Origin of the sequence: Sphingobacterium sp. Lzh-3 (assembly GCF_046764375.1) — a bacterium.
In the GTDB taxonomy this organism is placed as follows: Bacteria; Bacteroidota; Bacteroidia; order Sphingobacteriales; family Sphingobacteriaceae; genus Sphingobacterium.
In genome coordinates, this window is sequence record NZ_CP177226.1 from 5,120,788 (window position 1) to 5,144,835 (window position 24,048).

At 41.3% G+C, this 24,048-nt stretch carries 20 protein-coding genes; 16 read left to right on the forward strand and 4 right to left on the reverse strand.

Annotated features, from left to right (window positions below; all coding sequences use genetic code 11):
* The first annotated feature begins 107 nt into the window (after positions 1–107).
* A complete protein-coding gene (locus ACLCDV_RS21630) occupies positions 108–602 on the forward strand; it encodes a hypothetical protein (protein ID WP_333577082.1) in 495 nt (164 codons plus the stop codon).
* Between the two features lie 585 nt (positions 603–1,187).
* Here ACLCDV_RS21630 and ACLCDV_RS21635 read toward each other — a convergent pair.
* Positions 1,188–1,598 (reverse strand): hypothetical protein, encoded by a 411-nt coding sequence (locus tag ACLCDV_RS21635; RefSeq protein ID WP_317669648.1) that lies wholly within the window; start codon positions 1,596–1,598, stop codon positions 1,188–1,190.
* Between the two features lie 276 nt (positions 1,599–1,874).
* Positions 1,875–3,737 carry a YfbK domain-containing protein gene (locus ACLCDV_RS21640; RefSeq protein WP_411972227.1) on the reverse strand — a complete coding sequence of 621 codons (1,863 nt, stop codon included), beginning with the start codon at positions 3,735–3,737 and terminating at the stop codon, positions 1,875–1,877.
* 81 nt (positions 3,738–3,818) lie between these two features.
* On the opposite strand from ACLCDV_RS21640, the gene ACLCDV_RS21645 reads away from it, so the two are divergent.
* The 5 genes from ACLCDV_RS21645 to ACLCDV_RS21665 all read left to right on the forward strand — a co-directional run bounded on the left by ACLCDV_RS21645 (position 3,819) and on the right by ACLCDV_RS21665 (position 9,268).
* Complete coding sequence (locus ACLCDV_RS21645) at positions 3,819–4,397, forward strand: RNA polymerase sigma factor (RefSeq protein WP_411972228.1); 579 nt, start codon at positions 3,819–3,821, stop codon at positions 4,395–4,397.
* Positions 4,384–5,655 carry a TonB family protein gene (locus tag ACLCDV_RS21650; RefSeq protein ID WP_411972229.1) on the forward strand — a complete coding sequence of 424 codons (1,272 nt, stop codon included), beginning with the start codon at positions 4,384–4,386 and terminating at the stop codon, positions 5,653–5,655. Before ACLCDV_RS21645 ends, ACLCDV_RS21650 begins: the two co-directional genes overlap by 14 nt.
* Positions 5,656–5,829: 174 nt before the next feature.
* The gene (locus ACLCDV_RS21655) at positions 5,830–7,800 is read left to right on the forward strand and encodes a transglutaminase domain-containing protein (protein WP_411972230.1); all 1,971 of its coding nucleotides are present in this window, start codon (positions 5,830–5,832) and stop codon (positions 7,798–7,800) included.
* Positions 7,801–8,193: 393 nt separating this feature from the next.
* Entirely contained in the window at positions 8,194–8,745 is a 552-nt protein-coding gene (locus ACLCDV_RS21660) for a dihydrofolate reductase family protein (RefSeq protein WP_411972231.1), read from the forward strand.
* Positions 8,735–9,268 carry a MepB family protein gene (locus ACLCDV_RS21665; protein ID WP_411972232.1) on the forward strand — a complete coding sequence of 178 codons (534 nt, stop codon included), beginning with the start codon at positions 8,735–8,737 and terminating at the stop codon, positions 9,266–9,268. The genes ACLCDV_RS21660 and ACLCDV_RS21665 overlap by 11 nt, the downstream gene beginning before the upstream one ends.
* Here the strand turns inward: ACLCDV_RS21665 and ACLCDV_RS21670 are convergent.
* Entirely contained in the window at positions 9,265–10,749 is a 1,485-nt protein-coding gene (locus ACLCDV_RS21670; RefSeq protein WP_411972233.1) for a PLP-dependent aminotransferase family protein, read from the reverse strand. The genes ACLCDV_RS21665 and ACLCDV_RS21670 overlap by 4 nt on opposite strands.
* Positions 10,750–10,892: 143 nt before the next feature.
* Here ACLCDV_RS21670 and bioB point away from each other — a divergent pair, with 143 nt between their 5' ends.
* From bioB to bioD, 6 genes are read left to right on the forward strand one after another with little or no spacing between them, the layout of a single operon-like run.
* Positions 10,893–11,972, forward strand: coding sequence for a biotin synthase BioB (bioB, locus tag ACLCDV_RS21675; protein ID WP_115046756.1), 1,080 nt, complete (start codon positions 10,893–10,895; stop codon positions 11,970–11,972).
* Between the two features lie 41 nt (positions 11,973–12,013).
* Complete coding sequence (gene bioA, locus ACLCDV_RS21680; RefSeq protein ID WP_317669642.1) at positions 12,014–13,315, forward strand: adenosylmethionine--8-amino-7-oxononanoate transaminase; 1,302 nt, start codon at positions 12,014–12,016, stop codon at positions 13,313–13,315.
* Entirely contained in the window at positions 13,312–14,472 is a 1,161-nt protein-coding gene (locus ACLCDV_RS21685; RefSeq protein ID WP_411972234.1) for an 8-amino-7-oxononanoate synthase, read from the forward strand. Before bioA ends, ACLCDV_RS21685 begins: the two co-directional genes overlap by 4 nt.
* Complete coding sequence (locus tag ACLCDV_RS21690) at positions 14,469–15,167, forward strand: DUF452 family protein (RefSeq protein WP_411972235.1); 699 nt, start codon at positions 14,469–14,471, stop codon at positions 15,165–15,167. Before ACLCDV_RS21685 ends, ACLCDV_RS21690 begins: the two co-directional genes overlap by 4 nt.
* 5 nt (positions 15,168–15,172) lie before the next feature.
* Positions 15,173–15,922 carry a malonyl-ACP O-methyltransferase BioC gene (bioC, locus tag ACLCDV_RS21695; RefSeq protein WP_411972236.1) on the forward strand — a complete coding sequence of 250 codons (750 nt, stop codon included), beginning with the start codon at positions 15,173–15,175 and terminating at the stop codon, positions 15,920–15,922.
* A 54-nt stretch (positions 15,923–15,976) separates the two neighbouring features.
* Entirely contained in the window at positions 15,977–16,609 is a 633-nt protein-coding gene (bioD, locus tag ACLCDV_RS21700; protein ID WP_115046750.1) for a dethiobiotin synthase, read from the forward strand.
* Positions 16,610–16,702: 93 nt separating this feature from the next.
* Here the strand turns inward: bioD and ACLCDV_RS21705 are convergent, their stop codons facing one another.
* Complete coding sequence (locus ACLCDV_RS21705) at positions 16,703–19,216, reverse strand: phosphocholine-specific phospholipase C (RefSeq protein WP_411972237.1); 2,514 nt, start codon at positions 19,214–19,216, stop codon at positions 16,703–16,705.
* 160 nt (positions 19,217–19,376) lie between these two features.
* Here ACLCDV_RS21705 and ACLCDV_RS21710 point away from each other — a divergent pair, with 160 nt between their 5' ends.
* From ACLCDV_RS21710 to ACLCDV_RS21725, 4 genes are all read left to right on the forward strand, one after another.
* Complete coding sequence (locus ACLCDV_RS21710) at positions 19,377–20,063, forward strand: response regulator transcription factor (protein WP_201667286.1); 687 nt, start codon at positions 19,377–19,379, stop codon at positions 20,061–20,063.
* Positions 20,060–21,439 (forward strand): HAMP domain-containing sensor histidine kinase, encoded by a 1,380-nt coding sequence (locus tag ACLCDV_RS21715; protein ID WP_317669637.1) that lies wholly within the window; start codon positions 20,060–20,062, stop codon positions 21,437–21,439. Before ACLCDV_RS21710 ends, ACLCDV_RS21715 begins: the two co-directional genes overlap by 4 nt.
* A gap of 176 nt (positions 21,440–21,615) precedes the next feature.
* The gene (locus tag ACLCDV_RS21720; RefSeq protein ID WP_317669636.1) at positions 21,616–22,950 is read left to right on the forward strand and encodes a TolC family protein; all 1,335 of its coding nucleotides are present in this window, start codon (positions 21,616–21,618) and stop codon (positions 22,948–22,950) included.
* Positions 22,940–24,031 (forward strand): efflux RND transporter periplasmic adaptor subunit, encoded by a 1,092-nt coding sequence (locus tag ACLCDV_RS21725; protein WP_205400494.1) that lies wholly within the window; start codon positions 22,940–22,942, stop codon positions 24,029–24,031. The genes ACLCDV_RS21720 and ACLCDV_RS21725 overlap by 11 nt, the downstream gene beginning before the upstream one ends.
* Positions 24,032–24,048 lie beyond the last annotated feature (17 nt).

Below are 24,048 nucleotides of genomic sequence, written 5' to 3' on the forward strand. Positions count from 1 at the left end.
ACCTACAAAAAGCTATAATAGGCTCTAAAAAATATTTCCAAAGGCTGTAACAAAACGAGCAGGCCTAATACTAATGAATTAAAATAAATGTATAAACATAAACAGGCATGGAAAAGAAATCAATTTACAACTGGAAGAATAATTTGTTCGGAACTAAATCAACCCTCTACCGCAATGAAGCAGTTATAGGAAATTTAGAATCTATCGATTGGAATCTGGACGCTCATGTTTCTATCCACAACGATCAGTTTCGTTTCAAAAATAAGGGTTTTTTCAACCCATACACGGAGATTCGTAATCAAAACAATGAACTGATTGGCGATATCGAATATGATACATGGACAAGTAAGGCCACTATTAGCCTAATCGATAAAAAATATACATGGAGGTCGAAAAATATGTGGATGACCTCCTGGCAAATTGAGAACGAGCAAGGGAAAGTTGTCGAAATCAAACCTTCTTCGCTCAATAATGGCGGGAAAATAGAAAGCTTTGAGCATAGCGAATTGATCTTGTCTATAAGTTTATACCTTCAAAAGCGTATTACAATGATGGTTTCTATGGTTGCCCTGATCCCACTATTTACCTTACTATTATGTTAACGTGGCAGTCAACTTTTAATACATATCACCCAAAGCAGATCCGACATCGAATCTGCTTTTTTTGTATAGAATACCAATAAACTTTCGATTGGGCAAAAGGCAGTTTGTGCTTCTTACACTGTTTTACCTGAAACCAACGTATGGATTTGCGAGACTATATCTCAAATTTATCGCCACTGACTGAACCAAATGGAGCATTAACAGCAGCTAGCTCGGAAATATAAGCTTGGAAAGAGGATAAAGGTGCTCCAGGGTAATAAATTCATCAACAGGAGAAATAAGACCATTCAGAAATAAGTACACAAAACACTTAATTACAATAAGATAACAACATATTAACCCTGAATTTATGTAAACACCTTAAATTAGTGTAAACGATGTGATTTTACAATCGATGGTTTCAACAGCCACATCAATTTCGGCCATGAAGCCAATCGTCTTTATATCTAGTAGGCATTTGGTTACCCCCTCAGCAATCCTCAACACATATCCATGTGCAAGCCCTACTACTTTCTCTATTCAGTTCGGCAAGCTCATTCCTTGCCGAACATTCTATTACCCATCGGATCAGTTCATCTATATGACTTAACTGCCAAAAGGATCTGTCTTTTTTTCGGTTTTTACGATTTTAATCAGATGCTCCAACGCATTTTTCAGACGTTTGGCATCCTCTTCCGTTTGGATTGCCCATAAAATTTCATCCGTACTAGGCGAGGACTTAAATCGAATTTGATAACCTGATTTTACACGTGCAATGACCAGTACATCTGATTTGCCAATATCACTTCGAAAATGCTGGCCACTGGAAAGAAAGACTGTCAACACCTTCCCATCAACTGTTACTGTATCAATTTTTGTATCCTTATAATGGTAGGCAACCTTATATAGCTTATTAATATAAGCCATGGTCTGTTGTTTATTCAAGCTCGCATTTTGGGCTACCGAAGGTATTGCAATACCAATAGCCAAAAGAAAGCACAAAAAAAAGTTCTTCATTTATCTATCATTTTTTATTTCCACATATTTCGTTCCCTACAGGGTCGGCCACATATACCATGCATCAATCAAGCCCAGCGACTGACTCATCTGACTGTACCAACCTACCAAAGATCGCGCAGCTTCGATCAGCTAAAGCAAAATACGTTCCTTTTATTGATGATCTAAAAATATAGATTTTATTTACTTTTTTGGCTATTGTCTCACAAACTAAACTATTTCCAGCAGCAGCATTTCAATTGCTGCTACTGAAAACCCTTATTTGGTCATTTTTATTTATTCTTTCGATCTCGATAAATCCCGGGCATTTTCGGCAATACGGATAAATTCAGCACGATAACCTTCCTCATCTTTGCCTTTAGAAGCTTTTGCTCGCGCTATGAGCTGATCAAAATTGGCCTTTTGCTTAAAATCAGAATCACGAAGTAATAACCCTAGTTCCGCTACCGCTGTTACGAATTGTAAATCTTCACTCACACTCTTCAATTCCGTAACGGTAGTTCCGACCACCTTTTGCTGCAACTTGCTTTTCTCCCCTTCAGGCTCCTTATACCGAAATTTAACTGTGGCCAGTTCAGCATTTCTCCGCCCAGTTGCCTGATCCGCTTGTTGCTGATATTTTAAGGGATCTACTGTTCCGATCACCCCCGACTCCACACCTACAGGTACAATTTCATATAAGGCTGTCACCACATGTCCGACCCCCATATCACCACCCATCTTTTGATCATTATTAAAATCCTCAGCCTCCAACAAGCGGTTTTCGTATCCCACTAAACGGTAGGCCTGCACATAACTTGGGTTAAATTCGACCTGAATCTTGACATCTTTAGCAACGGTAAACAAAGTTCCCCCAAATTCGGTTACCATCGCTTTTCGTGCCTCAGAAATATTGTCTATATAGGCATAATTCCCATGCCCTTTGTCTGCAAGGATTTCCATCTTACTGTCCTTCAGATTTCCCATGCCATACCCCAATACTGTGAGGAAAACCCCCGATTTACTTTCTTTGGAAATTAATTCTTCCATCGATTCGTCACTACTCTCCCCAACATTGAAATCGCCGTCACTGGCCAAAATGATCCGGTTGTTTCCTCCTTTGATAAATTGTTGCTTCGCAATTTCATAGGCCTTCTTAATTCCTGCAGCACCAGCTGTACTTCCACCGGCTTCCAGCTCCTCAATAGCCGATTTTATTTTCATCTTTTCATCACCGGGCGTACTCTCCAGTTTTACCCCTGCCGATCCAGCATAGGTCACAATGGCGACATGGTCCACAGCACGAAGCTGATCGACCAACATCTTCAGCGAAGCTTTCACCAAAGGTAGACGCCCCGGTCCCATCATTGACCCCGACACATCGATCAAAAACACCAAATTTGAAGCTTTAAGATTCGCTGTAGGAATATCTTTCGCCTTTAACGTGACGCGCATGAGCTGATGCGTCGTGTTCCAAGGTGCCTTCGTCAATTCGGTGACGATATTTACAGGTTCACCATTTTTAGGTCCGCCCACTTGATACTGAAAGTAATTGATCATCTCTTCAACCCGTACCGCGTCCTTTTCAGGCAGTGTTCCCGAATTGATAAATCGACGCACATTACTATAGGAAGCAGCATCAACGTCGGCTGCGAAGGTCGATAAAGGCTCCTTACGTGGATTGATAAAGTTATTTTCCTTCAACTTTTGATAAGATTCTTGATTCTGATTAGGCACATACGCCGTTCCTCTAGTATACACACCCGATACTTGCCCATACATAGCCGCATTAACATTCATCACCGATGCCGTCTGACGCTTCGCCTTGTGCGCATATCCGGTAACCACAACCTCATCCAGCGCATTATTTTGCTGCACCAACGCCACATCAACCTTTGACCGATGGTTGACTGCTACCCGTTGCTCAAGATATCCGATATAACTAAAAATCAAGATGTTTTTACCATCAAGGACTTGAATACGATAGTTTCCCTTGTCATCGGTCTGCACAAGCGCTTTGGTGGCAATATTGCGCACCTGTACCCCCACAAGGGCGATTCCTGTATTCGCATCGACAACCTTCCCCCTAACCTCATATCCTTGCTTGGCATATCCGCCTAAGGATAGCAACAAGCCGATTACAAAAAGTATTGATCTCATATCTTTTACATTTTTGCCAAGGGATGCCTCAAATATTAAATTTCCATAAACCAGAAAAAAAAAATATTTTTAACCAATAAAATGTTCGCATTCAAGTCGTCAAAAATAGATACAGCACAAGACCACGAGCTCTTGCTGCACTACCAGGAGTCTAAGGAGCTCCAGGTATTGGGTGATCTATACCAACGACATACGGAGATGGTATACTATGTTTGCTTACGGTATCTCCAAGATTCCGAATTGAGCAAAGATGCTGTCATGAATATCTTTGAAGAATTAATACACAAAGTCAACAAACAAGAAATCAAGGACTTCCCAAGGTGGCTTTATGTATTAAGCAAGAACCATTGTCTGATGTATTTGAGGTCTCAAAAGAACAAAACGCAAATTTCTTTGGATGAATTTGTGAAATTTCCGGGCGACATGCATCAGTATGAACAATATGATGAAAAAGAAGAAAAGCTAACAGCCATGGAAGGCTGTCTGGGAAAATTGCCAGACAAACAGCAACAGTCGGTTAGACTCTTCTTTTTGGAGGAAAAATGTTACAAAGAGATTAGTGAATCTACCGGTTATAGCTTGAACGAAGTAAAAAGCTATATTCAGAATGGAAAACGGAATTTAAAAAATTGCATGGAGGCTTGGAATGAGCAACAGTAATTACGACATAGCATACTTAAAGAAATACGTCAACGGCGAACTATCTCCTACGGAGATGTATGCGCTTGAACGGGAGGCGCAACGTGACCCCATGTTGGCGGATATTCTTATGGGTATTGAAATGGATCAGAATAAAACCGTAATTACAACAATCAACAACCAAATTGCGCAACGTATTGAAAAAGACAATTCCGCTAAAATAAAGGTCTTTGATTGGAAGACACTTAGCATCGCCGCAGCAGCAGTGATCGTATTGGGGGTTGGTCTTCTTCTTTACCGTCAGCAGGACAAAAATTCATCCGAAGCGAAACGTACCGCTGAAGTAAATACTACGCAGGAAAAGCCCAAAACAAAAGTTACAGAAGCAGATTCTATGACGCTATCAGATGATATTGCTTCAAAAATAGGATCGCGAGAACATTTGCCACAATTAGCAGATAATAACAGACCACGACTTCAGGAACAGCATCCACTGGAAGAGGTGACCGTTTTATCGCGTGAACCCTCCTTACGTGTAAAATCACTGGAAGAAATGAAGGAAGGTCTCAATAACGATCGCCCTGTATTTGGATTAAGACCTACAGACAGCACAATTGTTATCGGTTATGCGCCAATGGCAAAGAAAAAAGATGCTTCCCAAACGATGATGATTCGGGGAACCTCAAGTTTAAACAATACACTTGCAGGCAGAGCTCCAGGTATTTCGATTCCACAACAGCAAGGTACACCACTACAACTTACGATTCGGGACAAAGAGACAGGCTTACCTATTTCGGGAGTGACACTCATTCAACCCAATAGCAAGTTTGCTACGAATACCGACGCACAGGGACAAGCGACCATCCAACCCAGTACAATGGATTCACTCGTCGACATCATGGCTCTTGGGTACAACTCGGTTGCATTGAATATGCGTCGCAACAAAAATACGACAATCAAACTACAACCTTCCAGCTCATTTCTTGAAGAAGTCGTCGTCACAACGATGTCCTCACGCAAAACAAAAAGTGCCGAACCGATCTGGGGCTGGCGATCATTCAACAATTACATCAAGAAAAAAACTTCCAAAAGCCGTTATGAAGGTACCGTACGCTTAAGCTTTTATATCGATAAAGATGGATTGCCAACCAATATCAGTATTCTCCAAAGTGCAAATGATTATCTCGATTCGAAAGCCAAAGAAATCCTTCTTTCAGGTCCAAAATGGAAAGGAGAAGACTACCGCTATGTCACATTAACCTTCGAATTTACCCTTTAAGTGCCTCATAAGCACACAATACCGGGTATATCCCTAGGCCGCACAGATTAATTGCATTGTTCAAACAAGAAAACAAGTACATAAATTCTTCATATCAATTTAATTGCCAAATGATTTTGATTTAAAATTATTTCATATTTTAGCGTTATAATTATTAACCATACAGTCATTTTTATGAAAAGTTTTTTCACTGGTCTCCTCCTGCTTAGTGGTTTATACCTACAAGCACAAGATTTTTCATTCGGTAAAATTAAAAAGGAAGATTTTGCCATTACTGTTGACAAAATAGACACGGCGGCGAATGCCTTTGTCTTACGTGAATATGGCTCAGCCGAAGTCAGTTACAATAAGAATAAAGGTCTTGTAGTTGAGTTTTTTAAACATGTACGCATTAAAATCTTGAACAAGGAAGCTTATAGTTATGCAAATTTCAGCATTCCATTATATAAAAGCGGAAATGAGCGCGAAGTCCTAATGGAGATCAAAGGAGCATCCTATCATCTCGTTGGTGAAAAGGTTGTAGAAACGGAGATGACCAAAGCGAATATTTTTAACGAAAATTCCTCTGAAAACTATGCGGTAACGAAAGCGGCCATTCCGCAGGTCCAGGAAGGTACAATTATTGAATACCGCTACCGCACAGAATCTCCATTTATCTTTAACCTAAATGCCTGGGAATTTCAGGAGGATCTTCCGAAACTCTATAGTCAATATGTTACGCGTATTCCCGAAATCTGCCATTATAAAGCCAATTTAAAAGGCGCATTCGGAGTAAGCGACCGAAAAGTGGAAAATTACAACACAGGCTTATTTTCCGAAGTTGGCGAAATATTAGGTAATAAAACAGTATATACGATGGAAAATATCCCCGCTTTCCATACTGAAGATTACATGACTTCTTCCAAAAATTTCAGATCAATCATCTTCTTTGAACTCGGTCGATATAGTGTTCCTATGGGACCTACAAAAGACTTCTCACTCACCTGGGAAAATGTTAGAGATAAACTTGTACAAGATGAAAGCTTTGGTGGACAAGTGAAAAGAAAAAGTGCATTGAAAGATTTCATTGATCCCGTCTTGCAGGACTCAAAAGATGATCTAGAAAAAGCGGTACGCCTGTATACTTATTTTCAGAAACAAATAAAATGGAATAATCGCCATTCAATCTATGCAAAAAACATTAAAGAAGCCATCGAAAAAAGAACAGGCAATAGCGCTGATATCAACCTCGGGCTCGTCAATGCCTTACGCTATGCGAAACTAGATGCTATCCCTGTTATTTTATCGACACGCGACAATGGGTATGCCGGACTGTATGCACCGGCAATATCGGAGTTCAACCATGTGATCGCACAGGTAAAAATAGGAGAAAACTACTACCTGCTGGATGCCACCTCCCCTTATGAGATGTTTGGAAATATCCCGATGAAATGTGTCAACTATCAAGGAAGATCAATTCCGCTGGAAGGCGAATCCAACTGGGTGAAACTCGATGCAAATCTTTCATCTACTTACAGTAACTTCTTCTATGGCGAACTATCCGAAAATGGCGAATTAAAAGGAAAATGGATTACTTCACGTAATGGTTATGGTGCTTCTAAAATGCGTGAACGCCTTCAAGGAAGTAATTCAGAAGAAGAATTCTATGAAAAAATAGATGAAGAAAACAACCGCATTAAAATCAACAGTTTTAAAGTATCCAATAGGGAATCACTCGATAAACCATTAACAGAGGAGTTTGAAATTGAAATTAAAAATTTTGCAACCTTGCAAAATGGTCAGCTTCTATTTAATCCTTATATTGATACCAAGATGTCTAAAAACCCTTTCAATCTAACAGAGCGGAATTATCCCATCGACTTTGGTTCACTGGTTCAAGAAGAAAGCTACATTGAAATAAAACTGCCAAAAGGTTACACTTACCCAACAACAGATAGGCTAAAAAACATCAGTATGGCCCTTCCTGAGCGCGCCGCACGATATATTTTTAAAATCAATAATACGGCACCTGATGTTCTCGTAATCGAGTCTGCAACACAATTAAACAAACCGTTGTTTATGCCAGAAGAATATTTTGATTTAAAGGAGTTTTTCAGCAGAATCATCCAGGCGGAAAAATTAGATATTGTACTCAAAAAAATATAATAACAACCCTTAACACAAACTTCATTTTATATTGATAATTAGCTTAAATAAGGGTGATAACTTTGAATATCAAAAAAATAGTAAAATGATTAAAGATTCAGATTTATTCGAACTAGAGAATACCTTCCTTGGTGAAGGTTTCGAATTAGATGGTGATGATATTATCACCGATGAAGACTAGGTCTTCACTTTTTTAGCAAGTATTATTCCCCTTATATAATCTCAAAGCCCAGACATTCTTTGCTGGGCTTTTTCTTTTCTCCGTTGTTCACCAATTTGGCCAAAACTTATTATTTTCCTATCTTTATGTTATCCTGACAATCCGATATTGAGCTAACCCAGCTCCTATTTTACGGGAACACATGCAACAGGTTTAAAGCAAATAACACACACATGAGAAAGATAATATTGGATCTGGCCATGACCCTAGATGGCTTTATTGAGGGCTCACAGGGAGAGGTTGACTGGTGCATTATGGATGATGACATGGATTTCGATGGCTTTTTGGCTTCGATCGATACCATCTTCTATGGCCGCGTGAGCTATGATGCCTGGGGTAATTTCCAGCCGCACGCTACAGCCGATGAAACAGAAATAAATCTTTGGAAAAATGTCCATGCGAAGAAAAAATATGTTTTTTCGAGTCTGGCAAGGCAAGATGAAAACGCTACTTTCATCCAGACTGATATCACTAAACAAGTTCAGGAAATAAAAGCACAGTCCGGAAAGGATATTTGGCTATATGGTGGAGCGCGTCTGATTAAAACATTCATTCAAGCTAACCTTGTAGACGTCTATCGCATTTCTGTTCATCCTATTGCCCTGGGAAGTGGCAAGCCTTTATTCGAAAACTTACCTGAACGACTATCCCTAAAACTTGTTCAAAGCGTCGCATTCAAATCGGGAGTTGTTCAGTTAATCTATACCCCCCAACGTGAATCTTAACCATCAGGCAACCCTGCAGATCGCAGATCATATGATCAGAAAAGTGCTAGATCAACTCGGAAGCATACTTATGCTCCACTGCTCGCAGCTATCGGAAGATCAAACAGGTAGGGCCTATTATGGTGTTAATTTTCAACTGGGCAACAAACACTTCAAATTTAGAAAGGCCAAGATAACACCAAAAAAAGCGGGATTATTCGTTGCGCTCTGGAAACGTGGCACCGATGGCAAGACCATACCTTTTACTGCAGATGATCATTTCGATTATTACCTTATTTCGGTTGAACAGGATCAATATTTCGGCCTATTTGTCTTTCCAAAACAGGCGTTAGTTGAACATACAATCCTCACAGCAGGTTGTCAAATGGGCAAACGCGGATTCCGTATTTATCCAGATTGGAGTATCCCAACGAACAAACAGGCTACCAAAAGTAAACAATGGCAGCACAGATACTTTGTGGATTTCTGTGGTCCCCGCCAAGAAGCCAAAAACAAATTGACCCATATACTGCAAAGCAGCTAGCCGATATTTTCGACCAAATCAGCATAAGCTGCACGCAGCACAGAAATTGCCGCCACCATACTTTGTTCGTCCAAATGGGCAAATCCCAACCGCAATGCAGTGACCGTTTTATTTTGATAAAGGCAATTACTCGGCAGCAACAGTCCCTTGGACCGAACTTTCTCCTGCAAGGCCGTCAGCGAAACAACCGTATTAAACTGTATCCAAAAGGCCAGTCCCGAAGCCGGGACTTCAAACCTGATTTTATCTTCAAAATGCCGTAACAGCAATTGTGCAAACAATTCTTTTCGTTCTGCAATTGTTTTCTGAAATTTACGCTGATACCGAAAGATATCACCCTGGTGGATAATCTCACCCAATGTCTTCTCGATCATAAAATTCGGCTTTCCGAAGATGTTCAAATACTTTTTTCCCTCTTCCAGCAGATCCTGGGGTGCGATCAAAAAATTCATTTGGAAACCAGGGTCAAAGAAACTACCGAAAGCACCTGTATAAATCACGCGGTTACCGCCATTTTTCCGAAAAAGTGATTCACCTTTCTCCTTGAAAAAGGAAGACTCAAAATCCACATCATCCTCAATAATGATAAAGTTATACTGCTCGGCCAACTGTAACAGTTGAATTTTCCTGCGCTCGGAAAGGTTGACCGTCGTCGGATACTGACACCTGGTATTGAGGTAAACACACCTGATTTCCCCAGGTTTAAATTGATCTCCGATCTTATCTACAATCATCCCCTCCGCATCTACCGGAATGGTTTTTAGCTTGGCCCCAGCTTGACTAAAAATCATGTTAGGTAGAAAATAACTTAAATTTTCCACCAGCACAATATCGTCGGGCCGGATCAATAATCGGGATAAAATTGAAAAAATCTGTTCGCGGCTGGCAATCGGCAACAAGAAATTCCGGGAAAGATGAAATCCTCTTGTTAAATTCAGATAATAGCTTAACTGATCCCTAAAAAACAAATTCCCTTCTGTCGTCGTCGGAAAATCATCACTTTTCTTTTTCCGTTTCACCATGGATGAATAAAAACGCACCAGTTCCTCCGCTCCAATGACATTATAATCAGGTGTTCCGTCCGTAAAATAGTACCTTTCGGGAACCTCTGAAATAGGCATATCCAATATGAGTTCCTTTCTAAAAAAATAAGGCGCAAAATCAGGGGGCTGTCTAAAGGCTTCAATCGCCGACCCGGAAGTACCGATAAGCTCGGGATTTTTCACAAAAGTCCCGCGATTAGGCAAAATTTTTACCCAGCCCTGTTCCTGCAATTCCGCTAAAGCGGCTACAATAGTTTTTCGGTGCACGCTCAGCTCTTCAGCAATCTTCCGGCTTCCGGGCAACAAATCCCCTTCTTCCAATAGATTTCGCTTGACGGCATGGATAAATTGATAAACGATCTGTAGATAGATGGCATCTTCCTTACGGCGATCTATCTTAATAATGGAATGAAAACCTATACTAACCGGACTACTCATTATGTTTATTTCGGACTACCAAAGTTATCATTTAAACTATAATCTTTGCAATCATCATGAAAAAATAATCGCATTGAATTGCTAAATCCGAATGGTCATTAGGTAAAATAGATTTGATTTTAGCATAAAAACTTAGCATTAATATGGAAACAAAACCAAAATGGACGCAGGAAGAAGTTGTCGCTTTATACAACAAACCAATAATGGATCTGCTTTATGAAGCGGCATCGATACATCGGAAATATCACGACCCCAACAAAGTACAAGTATCCACATTGATATCCATAAAAACAGGTGGGTGCCCCGAAGACTGCGCCTATTGTCCCCAAGCCGCACGTTACCATACGCATGTAAAATCGGAAGGCTTAATGAGTGTAGAGCAGGTAAAAGAGCAGGCACTGGCAGCCAAAGCTGGAGGTAGCTCAAGGATCTGTATGGGGGCCGCCTGGCGCAATGTTAAAGATGGCCCTGAGTTTGACCATGTACTTGATATGGTCCGAACACTGAATAGACTTGACATGGAAGTCTGCTGCACGCTAGGAATGCTGACCGAAAACCAAGCACAACGCCTTTCAGAAGCTGGACTATACGCCTACAACCACAACCTCGATTCCTCTGCCGATTACTATAAGGAAATTATCTCGACCAGAAGCTATGACGATCGCCTCCAAACGATCGAAAATGTCCGTAAAACAAACATAACGGTATGTAGTGGTGGTATTATTGGGATGGGAGAAAGTATAGACGACCGTGCCGCGATGTTGATCACACTTGCTTCACTCATTCCACAACCCGAATCGGTACCGATCAATGCGCTCGTTCCTGTAAGCGGTACTCCAATGGAAGTCATGGAAACAGTTTCGATATGGGAAATGGTACGCATGGTGGCTACAGCCCGAATTTTATTGCCCACCACACAAGTTCGCCTTTCTGCAGGACGTACCAACATGAGTACAGAGGGGCAAGCGTTATGTTTTTTCGCGGGAGCCAATTCGATTTTCTCAGGCGACAAACTCCTCACCACGCCCAATCCCGACGTCAACCAAGATATGGACATGTTTAAAACATTAGGTTTGGTAGCACAACAGCCTTTCGAGAAAAGAAATCAACCCGAAACCATCGCAACTGAGATGGCACATTACCATGATCTTGGTGAAAGACCAAAATGGTCAAGACCCGAACATAAAATCCAGCGCAACATCGCCAAGCAGCAAGACAAATAACAGCAGCAAAACAAATAACAGAACTAATTCGGCAGACCATCATGGAAAGAGAAGAAATCAATCAACACGACCTTATCGATAATTTTGATAAAGAGCATCTTTGGCATCCGTATACCACCATGACAAATCCCTTACCGGCCTACAAAGTTAAACGGGCAGATGGTTGTATAATCGAGTTGGAAAATGGACAGCAGCTTATAGATGGTATGTCCTCCTGGTGGTGCGCCATCCATGGCTACAATCACCCCATCCTTAACGCTGCGGTCGCAGCACAGCTCAGTAGCATGTCACACATGATGTTTGGTGGACTTACGCACGAACCAGCAATTGCTCTCGGTAAAATACTGCTTGACATCACCCCTACTTCACTCAACAAAATATTTTATGCCGATTCGGGTTCTGTTGCGGTAGAAGTTGCGCTTAAAATGGCTATTCAATACTGGGTCTCACAAAAAAAGACCAACAAGACAAACTTTGTCACGATTCGTTCGGGGTACCATGGTGATACCTGGAACGCGATGTCGGTCTGTGATCCCATTACTGGCATGCACCGCATCTTTGACAATGCTTTACCCAAACGCTATTTTGCCCCTGCCCCAAAAATAGGGTTTGAGCAAGAATGGGATGCCAATGACATCCAACCCTTGGCAGACCTGATCTGCTCACACAAGGACGAATTGGCCGCTCTCATCCTTGAACCTATCGTCCAGGGAGCCGGTGGCATGCGTTTTTATCATCCGGAGTACTTGCGTCAGGCAGCACAGCTCTGCAAAGAAAATCAACTTCTTTTAATCTTTGATGAGATTGCTACCGGATTTGGGCGTACGGGTAAGCTCTTTGCCTGGGAGCATGCCGGAATAGTGCCCGATACCATGTGTATCGGCAAAGCCTTGACCGGTGGCTATATGACGCTATCCGCCGTGATCACCTCAGATCATGTTGCGAATACAATCTCCAACGGTACACCAGGTACGTTTATGCACGGGCCAACTTTTATGGCAAACCCCTTGGCTTGCGCAGTAGCCCACGCTTCCATCAAACTACTATTGGCAACGGACTGGAAAGCGAAAGTAACGTTAATCGAAGAACAATTGAGAAGGGAACTTAGCGCTGCAACAGCGCTGCCCCAAGTCGAGGAGCTCAGAATTCTAGGTGCAATTGCAGTCATCGAGATGAAAAACTCCGTCGATCTCTCCAGCATACAACAGCGGTTTATCGAAGAGGGAATTTGGGTAAGGCCATTCGGAAAACTGATTTATATCATGCCCCCTTTTATCATAAATGAAGGTGAGCTTCACAAGTTAACACAGGCATTGCTAGCCGTAATCAGCACAGTCCAATGATTGAAAACAGTCTAATCCAGCGCATTGAAGATGAATTATTCGCCCTTGAAAAACAAGGGAATAGACGAAAACTTCCCCTTATCACACAACAGGAAAACACAGCAAAGGAGCATGTTAAAGAGCATTACAACCTCTCATCGAACGATTATCTTGGACTTGCGACAGATCAGATACTTCGTCAAGAATTCCTAAACTCGGTGACAAAGGATAATGCTGTATTCAGCGCTTCCTCTTCGCGTCTACTCACAGGAAACCATGCACGCTATACGCAATTGGAAACAAAGCTGTGCCAAATGTTCGGTACGGAAAGTGCTTTGGTGTTTAACAGCGGCTACCACATGAATGTAGGCATACTTCCTGCAGTTTGTGATACGCAGACATTAATTCTCGCCGATAAGGGTGTCCACGCAAGCCTAATTGACGGCATCCGACTATCCAATGCGACCTGCTACAGGTACCGGCATTCCGATTATACGCACTTAACGCATTTATTGACAAAATATGCCCATCGCTTCACATGCATCATCATCGTCACAGAAAGTATTTTTAGCATGGATGGTGATTGCACGGACCTCAACTATCTGGTCAGTCTAAAACAACGTTTCCCCAATACCTTACTTTATGTCGATGAAGCTCACGCCGTAGGGGTACGCGGAATACAGGGACTTGGCTGCGCAGAAGAACAGCAATGTATTGCCGATATTGATTTCCTGACAGGCACCTTCGGAAAAGCTTTGGCATCGGTCGGTGGCTACCTCCTATGCAGGGAACCCATCCGAAATTATTTGATCAATAAGGCACGTACTTTACTTTTTACAACCGCCTTACCACCGATCAATCTATTATGGAGTATATTTATTTTGGAACGCTTGAGTGAGTTTACAGACCGGCGCCAACAGCTGCACAAAAATAGCCTATTGCTCAAACAGCACATAATTGCCAAAGACTTTAATTGTCCCTCAGAGAGTCATATTTTACCGGTCATTATCGGTAATAACAAGGAAACGGTACTGAAAGCAGAAGACCTGCAACGAAAGGGATTTTACGTGCTTCCCATACGCCCGCCCACAGTACCAGAAGGAACATCAAGAATCCGAATTTCATTGACAGCAACAATGACATCGTCCATGATCAAACAACTCGCAGCAAGCTTATGATACTTAAAAGAATCGCTCCTAAAAGAGTCACTCCGGTCGATAATTTGCCGGAGCAGCATCTTCAGGTAAAATCCAACGAAAAACTACTGTTATTCTTTGCAGGCTGGGGCATGGATGAACATCCTTTTTTGCACTATTCCCCAGTCGGCAAAGATCTTATTGTTGCCCATAGTTATACGGATTTACTGTTGGACAAAAGTCTACTGGCAGGCTACCAGGAAATTGAGGTTTTCGCCTGGTCTATGGGGGTATGGGCGGCATCAATGGTACTGCCCGAACTTCAAAACAACAATTACCCAATCAGCACATGCATTGCAATCAATGGAACACCATTTCCAATAGATGACGAAAAAGGAATTCCTAGCCAGTTATTTAAAGGAACATTGGATACACTGAGCAATAAAACGTTGGAAAAATTCAGATTACGCATGTGTGGTTCCAAGGCCCTTTTTAACTACTTTCTTGAAAGAGCCCCCCAACGCGACATCGAAGACCTCCGTTCAGAGCTCATCGCGATTGAAAAAACAGCTGGTGCAAAATCAGCAGCGGCATTCCAATGGCATCAGATATATATAGGCAAAGAAGATCGAATCTTCAACTTAGAGAATCAAAAACGCGCCTGGCCCGTTACTGCATATACGATAATCGATGCTACTCATTATCCCGAACAATTATTTAAGCACCTTTTAAGATGATCATCATGATGGACAAACAAAGGATTAGGTCCCGTTTCGCTAAAGCGGCATCTAACTATCAGTCGGCAGCGATCGCCCAATACGAAATAGCAAAAAAAATGATCAGGTTGATGCAGGAGAACATACAGCTAAGACCCCAAAAAGTATTGGAAATTGGCTGCGGAACAGGGCTTTTTTCGCGGTTAATCCTACAGCATATCAAACCTAAAAAAATGGTTTTAAATGATATCTGTCCAGAAATGATGCCCGAAGTAATGGATATTTTGACAGCATCGCACACGTTCATCTGTGCTGATGCAGAAACTTATGCTTTTCCCAAAGACATCAATCTAATCGCGTCCTGTTCTACGATTCAGTGGTTCAACAATCCTCGCGCTTTCTTTGAAAGCTGTTATGGATCCCTTCTGGATTCCGGTATCCTTGCCTTCAGCACTTTTGGACATGACAATATGCACGAGATCAATGCAACGGCACATGTTGGACTAACATATCGATCTAAATCGGAACTTATCACAGAACTTTTAGCGTTGAATTATAAGATCCTCGTTGCACAAGAAGAACATTTAAAACTACACTTTGAAAGCCCACTACAAGTTCTTGTTCACCTGAAGCAAACGGGGGTAACGGGAATAAAAAATCACCGGTGGACAAAAGGCACACTTCGGGCTTTCTGTGCTAAGTATACATCTGACTATGGGACAGAAGAGGGCGTGTCCCTAACCTACCATCCCATCTATATTATTGCAAAAAAATAACAGCTGAGCACTCGAATTACAAACAATCGAACAACCTACAAAAGAAATACAGCAATGAATGAAAATATCTATTTTGTTTCCGGCATAGATACCGGGATCGGAAAAAGTTATGCAACTGGCCTCCTCGCGAAACAATGGAATACAAGCGGTATACGCACCATTACCCAAAAGCTTGTACAAACTGGAAATACAACTATTTCCGAAGACATCGTCCTCCATCGCCAACTCATGGAAATCCCATTAACAGCAGAAGATCACCAGAAAATTACGATGCCGGAGATTTTCACCTACCCCGCCTCCCCTCATCTAGCAGCACGTCTAGATAATCGTGAAATTGACTTTAAAAAGATCAGACAGGCTAGCTTAACATTAAGCCAACGCTACGACGCTGTTCTTATTGAGGGTGCAGGTGGGTTGATGGTTCCATTAAGAGAAGATTATCTGATTATCGATTACATCCAAGAAATGCAGTATCCGCTTATTTTTGTCACCTCTGGAAAATTAGGGAGTATCAATCATACCTTACTTAGTCTGGAAGCGATCACCAAGCGCAAGATCAATCTACATACCTTGGTTTACAATACATTCCCCGTTCATAAAGACCACACTATAAGTACGGACACGGAGTTGTATCTTCGTCGTTATATAGAAACAAACTATCCGGAGACCTTATTTGTTCGCGTGTAAATAAGGTCAAGCGGATACTATTGACGATATATAGCAACAGCAGGGAACCCATTCAATAAGAATTGACCGCCATCCCTGCTGAAACAGTACAGATTATGCTAATAATGGATCAGTTGTACACGCAACACCTGTTTCCAAGCGCCCTGCGAGCTGAATGACGAAGCTGCTGTCTCCCTTGATTCGTACAGCAATATCATACCAATTTCCTTGACTTTCAACATCCAGGATCAATGAAACATCTTCGGCGGGAGCTATTTCTTTCGTTGTGGCATATTTTCCATAGCTAAGGCTCTCGACAACTACCGTTACCCGCTGGTTACTCTTATTCCTGAGTCTCAACTGCAATTTCCCTGTCGCTGCCTGAGTTAGCGCTTTCAGTTCCGGAGAAACGGTAGCCTCTAGTGCTGCAGCTCCTTTTTGTCCAGAAAATTTTCGATAAAAACCATTTGGTCCATGCAATTCAAAAGCATAGCGATCTCCTACAAATCTTGCCAGGTCCCACTGATATGCCAAACGATCACCGGCCTTCACCGCAAAATTCCAATTACGATAGGTTTCACTTTGCCCCTGTTCATCACGATATTCCAACGGACTATACACATTGAAGGCTGTACCGGCTGTCCTTTTTCCGAAAAACTTGTCGTCTACAGTCATTGTTAGATAAAACTGTCCATCTTTCACATAGCCCACCGCATCATGCGCATAAGGCAATGGCAGGGATTTACGAATGCCCCGTTCCTGTATACGGTCAAATCCCGGAATCCATCCGCTTTTAGTCGCAAGATCAGGATCTTTGACCTCAACGAAGCCTCGCGGATCATCTTTGAACTGCGCATTGTATATCGTTTCGATATATTGATTCCGATCAAGAAAAGGGAGTTGTTCCTTTTGCTGAGTAAAAGGTGTAAAAGCGGTTGTCAAATCACCACAGATTGTTCTACGCCATGCACTGATGTTTTCCAAATGTATATTCTTGTTCAGCTTTTTGTTAAAGAAAGATTCCAAAAATTGCAAAGTAGACGTATGGTCAAATAACTGAGAGCAGACCTTACCACCTCGTGACCAAGGCGACGCAATATACATGGGAACACGAAAACCTAAACCCACAGCGCCTTCGCGTGCCTGCTTTTTAGGAATCCCCTGTTTTAGCTCATTTTCTAAACGAACCATCTCCACCTCCGTATCGATCCCAGGAGAACATGCCCCTGTATCTTTCTTCTTTAAATCAGGGACAAGGAAAGGTTTAACATGATCATAATAACCATCGTTTTCATCATAGGTAATGATAAAAATTGTTTTTTTCCAAACCTCGGGGTTCTTCGTTAAGATATCTAAAACTTCAGATACATACCAGGCTCCATACCAGGGCGCACTCGGGTGGTCCGAGAAATTCTGCGGACCGGCCAACCAGGATACGGCAGGCAATTTACCAGTATCAACGTCTTTCCGAAATTGATAAAGAATATCTCCTTTAGGGACTTCCAGCGTGCTTTTTTTCCCCTGTGCCTTAAAACGTAAGGTATCAAGCGATCTGTAATTATTGTCCCCCTTGTTTACCGTAAACGCTCGCTCATTTAATGATTTCGTAAAATCACTTAGCTTTTTATAATTGTTTGGATTGTATTCCTTTAGTTCGGTCTCCGCTCGCTCCAGTGCCTCACTTTTTTTGCGAATATCAGCGCGTATCTTTTCGGCTTGTTCTTCGGAAGAAGGAGACTTCTCTTCCAACTTGGATATCTGCATGGGCAAATCCCGAACCTGTGTTTCCAGGCTTCTGATATAGTTATCCTTAAATTTAACTTGATAAGCCTGAAAAAACTCCAGTAGATTACACCCAAAATTGGATAGCCATGCCTTTTCCTGTCCGGAAAACCCGCCGCCACAGCTTGTCTCATTTTGATAAAAACGCCAGTTAATGCCATTCTTTTCAAGCAATTCCGGAAAAGTTTCCCAGGTCATTTTACCATAGCCAAAGTCATCATTCCGAATATTCGCTTTTTGCAGACCATCTTTCATCTCTGTAATCTTACCCGTCCAGAAAAAGGAACGGTTAGGCGTAGTGCTGGTCATGCCCGAGCAAAAATTCTGATCACATACGGTAAAAGCATCTGCTAAGGCATAATGAAAGGGCAAATCTTCGCGTGTAAAATACCCCAATGTTAAGGGCATAGCCGCATATTGTTTATTCCCTGATTGCTTCGATAACAGCCAATGATCGTAACGACCTTGGTTAAAGGCATCCACCTGGCTTGCACGACTATGTGGAAGCGAACCCATCCAGGTCACTTTACTTTCCTTCAGATTTAATCGAAAAGGAGCATACGTTTTTCCCTCTTTGTCCGTTTGATACCATACGGGTAAACCGTTGGGTAAACGTATCGAACGCGGATCATTGAAACCCCGGACTCCCGAAAGACTACCTAGCGTATGATCAAAGGATCGGTTCTCCTGCATCAGGATGACGATGTGTTCGGCATCTAAAAAACTACTTCCTGGGTCAGGGTCTATGGCAAAGGCTTTCTGGATCGATGCGGGCATGAAGCTGGCAATACCTGCTGCTCCTGAAAATAGTAGGGTCTTTCGTAGGAATTCTCTTCTGGTTTCCATAACACTTATTTATAATTTCGATTTGAATCTACTTAGATTTCTTTTTGTTTCATATTTCTTCGTGTAAATCTTATGTTACCAAATTAAGTACGAAGAAAACATCTCCTTGATTGGATGACAAAAATTTGTTTATTTTTACGAAAAGACAACAGATATAAATATGGTGGACATTTTGCTGCTCGAAGACGACAAGGTACTCTCTAAAGAGATCCGATCTTTTCTATTAAGCCAGGGCTTTACCTGTGATCAAGCCTTTGATGGAATTGATTTTTTGGCCAAAACACACCAGAAGAAATATGGTTTTTATCTATTAGATATCAATGTCCCCAAAATCAATGGATTGGAAATCTGTAAGAAGATAAGAAGCCATGACGCCTTTACACCAATTATTATTCTCTCGGCATACGATGATATAGATGATAAAAAGGAGGCATTTCTCCGGGCTGCTGATGACTATTTGGTTAAACCTTTCGTCTTAGATGAATTGTTGATGCGCATCTATTCCCTATTACGTCGGCAACAACATAGCGAAAGCAATGAAACAAAAACCTTGGTAGTCGATGATCTGATCATTTATCCTGATGAGGCCCGAGTATTACGTGCAAATGAAGAAATTAATCTTACTCAAAAAGAATTTCAACTGCTGCTTATCCTGGCACAGGCAAAGGGTCGCACCTTGTCCAAGCAACATATATCGGAGGAAGTATGGCAAAATCAATTTCAGACAACACAGAATACAATTGAAGTCTATATCAACTTTTTGCGTAAGAAGATTGATAAAAACTTTGAGAATAAACTGATCCATACAAGACCGGGCTTTGGTTATTACCTATCGGCAGAAAAATGAATTTAAAGAAGAAAATAGCGATTAGCTTTAGTATTGCATTCTCCGTGCTTTTCGGTATGGCGATGTTGATTATCTACTATGCTAGTTTCGATTTTCGGAAAGATCAATTTCGGCAGCGACTGATTGATAAATTGGACAATATTTCCCATTATATCGCCAGTAACCCCTATTTCAACCGCCAGTCTTACAAAAACTATTTTCACGATGACGAAGATGGCCTTTTCTATGAAGATGTTATCATCCTTGACAAAAACAAACAGCTCGTCTTCAGTACCGTAAAGGATCAGACCATTACCTGGAATGCTTCGATTGTCAATCGGCTAAATCAGGAAAAACAGATCTTCTACAATCAGGACCAATATGAAACGCTGGCCAAATATTATCGCATCAACGGTTTACCCTATTATATTATCGTAAAAGCACAGGATTACTCCGGAAATGAAAAAATGGACCATCTAGCGCTCGTCCTAACGATATTATTTGTCCTGAGCGCTGTTCTGGTTTGGGTATTTAGTTATAACCTCATCCAGCGCCTGTTGATCCCGCTCGATAAATTAAAAGATAATATTACACAGATTAATGCCAGTAAACTTACCAAACCTGTCGAGTATACCGGTCACACCGATGAGATTGCGGTACTAACCCGAGCATTTAATACCATGCTGCTGCGACTTTCGGCTGCTTTCGAATCGCAGAAAGAATTTAATTCCAGCGCCTCCCACGAACTGCGCACACCGCTTGCCCGAATGTCCTTTCAGCTGGAGAACCTCTATCATCAAAATCAGCTGAGTGAAGACGTAAAGCAGGTTTTGCGTAACATATCCAAAGAAACCTTACATCTTTCGGAGGTAACCGATTCGCTGATGTTACTTTCAAAGTTCGACTCTGAGCGTTTGAAAATGACCTATAAGGAAGAGCGGATCGATGAAATTATCTTTATGGCTTTTGAAAAAGTAGCCAAGGTATTCCCCGACCTGCAACTGGATTTTTCAATCGGTGGGATCGAAGACCCAAAACTTAGTATTTTCTGTTCCGCACAATTGATTGAAATTGCTTTTGTGAATTTATTTAAAAATGCTGCGCTCTACTCCGATACCAGGGAGGTAAAAGTTACAATTCTAGAATCAACCTTCGAACTCAAGGTACTTGTCAGCAATACTGGTCCTGCCTTGAGCACAATCGACCAAAAGCGGATTTTCGATGCGTTCAGCCGCGGTGAAAACGCGAGTGAAACAACAGGATCGGGCTTAGGGCTACGTATCGTTCAGCGTATCATGCAGTCGCATCAAGCAACAATAGCATATCAGGCAGACCTAAAACAATCTACGCATACTTTTGTATTACTATTTAAATTGTTTCCTAACCGGGAAGTATAGTTACCTGATTAAGAAAGACAATGTCAGGTCTCTTAGCAACAAGCACATCTATTTACTATACCTATTCATACCTATCCACCGATCTGAAAAACATGCTTTTTTAAGCTTTTTTTAAGCATTTATTAAGGGGCTTTTAATATTCGACCAGTTATTTTGTTACACAAGTTTTGAAACACATGACAAAGAAACCTTTAATATTTTTATTGCTTTTCAATAGTATGGCTTTTGCTCAACAAAAACCGCCACAAGCAGATTACACGAGCATTCATGAAAATATACTTGGGAATAAGCAAAGTGAGATTTCGGGAAAAAAGATGACACTGCAGGAATGCGAAGAAGCATTCGTCAGCAAGAACCTTTCCCTCCTGGCGCAACAATATGACATCAGCCAAGCAGAGGCTGACGTCATACAGGCCAAAATATGGGATCTACCACAATTGCAGCTATCTGCCAATGCCTACGACCCACAGAACAAAAAAGCATTTCATATTGGTCAATCCAAGGAAGCAAGTGTATCCCAATTGATTTATCTCGGTGGAAAAAAGAAGAATGAAGTGGAATTTGCCAAATCAAATGTTGAACTTGCTAAATTACAGTTCAGTCAATTGCTGGCGAGCCTCCGTGCGCAGCTACGTACAACCTTCTACGCTCTCTACTTTGAGCAACATAAGTTGGCAGATATTAAAATTCAGTTGGATTACCTAAATAATCTACTTGCAGCTTATAAAGAGCAAGGAAAAAAAGGAAATGTTTCTTTGAAAGATCAGGTTCGTCTTCAAACAATGGCCATCGATCTCAACAACGAAAAAACGACAGCCATCAATAATAGCATCAATCTGCAGCAGCAATTACGTGTGCTTATTTCCAGTCAGGAAGATGTATTACCGAAGTTAACAGATCAAGAAGCAGATCAGGAACTTGCCGTAAAGCCAACCATGGCTTTGGACAAAATTTATCAATTGGCCTTAGAAAACAATGCCGATTATCAATTTGCCTTAAAGACCTCCGAAAGCTCACAGTTATTTACAAAATGGCAACAGTCTTTAAATACACCTGATATTAACCTTGGTCTTTCCTACAGCCAAAATGGCGGTGTATTCCGCAATGAGCTCAATGTTACAGCCGCCATTCCGATCCCGTTGTGGAAACAAAATAAAGGAAATGTTATCAAAGCGAAATACGCCGAAGAAGAGGCAAAGAAAAATATTGAAGTCCAACGGCAGCTGTTGGAGTCACAGATCCGTTCCAACTATCAGTCATGGGAAAATCAATATAACCAATATTTTACCATTACTTCAGACGACCTTCACAACATCGCTGTGGTCTATGATGGCATATTCAATAATTTTAAAAAAGGGAATATTTCTTTAGTTGAGTTCACTGATTTTATGGACAGCTATCGCATATCTATTCTTAAGTTATACGATATGAAAAAGGAAATTATTCTCAACGCCGAACAATTAAACTACCTGGCTCAAACTTCTATATTCAATTCAACTCATGTCAACTAAAAAACTTCTTATAGCCACTGTGGCAATAGTGCTACTTTACGCTTGCCAAAATCATAAAGAAACAGATAATGCAGCCATTGTCAAAGGTTTCGAAATTAGTGAGACGATGCTTAAATCGACAAGTTTTGCTACGGTTAAAAAAGAAAATGTGACCGAAGAACTCAACTTTTTTGGAAAGATATCGGCCGATCAAAACAATTACATCGATATTTTCCCACTTGTTGGAGGGAATGTTGTCTCCGTGAATGTTTCTTTGGGTGATTATGTCCATAAAGGTCAGGTATTGGCAACCATCAGAAGTACGGAAGTTGCCGGTATACAAAAGGATCTTTCGGATGCCAAAACCGATGTATTACTCGCCGAGAAAAACTACCGTGTAGCCGAAGACATGTATAATGGCAAACTGAGTACAGATAAAGACATGTTGGAAGCAAAAGGACAATTAACCAAAGCCAAAGAGCAACTACGCCGTTCAGAAGCTGTAAGTCAGATCTACAATGTTCGTACAGGCAATATTTATTCGGTCGTATCTCCAATCGATGGTTACATCGTTCAAAAAAACATCAATAAGGACATGCAGCTGCGTAGTGACCGCAGCGACAACATCTTCGATGTGGCCAATACAAAAGATGTATGGGCAATTCTTAACGTCAACGAAACGGATATCGATAAGATTAGTATGGGCATGCCAGCTATTGTGTCTACCCTGAGTTACCCGGACAAAAAATTTCAGGGCAGTATCGATAAAATCTTTAAGATCATCGATCCACAGACGAATTCAATGCAGGCACGGGTGGTGCTAGACAATAAGGATGGTTTACTTATTCCGGATAGTAAAGCGACCATTAAAGTATTGCATCGCTCCAATACTGAAGCGCTCGCAGTTCCTTCTGATGCGGTTATTTTCGATCAAAACAAATATTTCGTATTAATCTATAAATCCCAAAATGACATTAAGATTCGCGAAATATTGCCGATAAAACAAAATGAAGGAACAACCTACATGGCTACGGGACTACAGGAAGGTGAAAAAGTTGTTGTCAACAATAAACTTTTAATCTATAGAGCACTGAATAATTAATCCGTCTTAGCATTTAC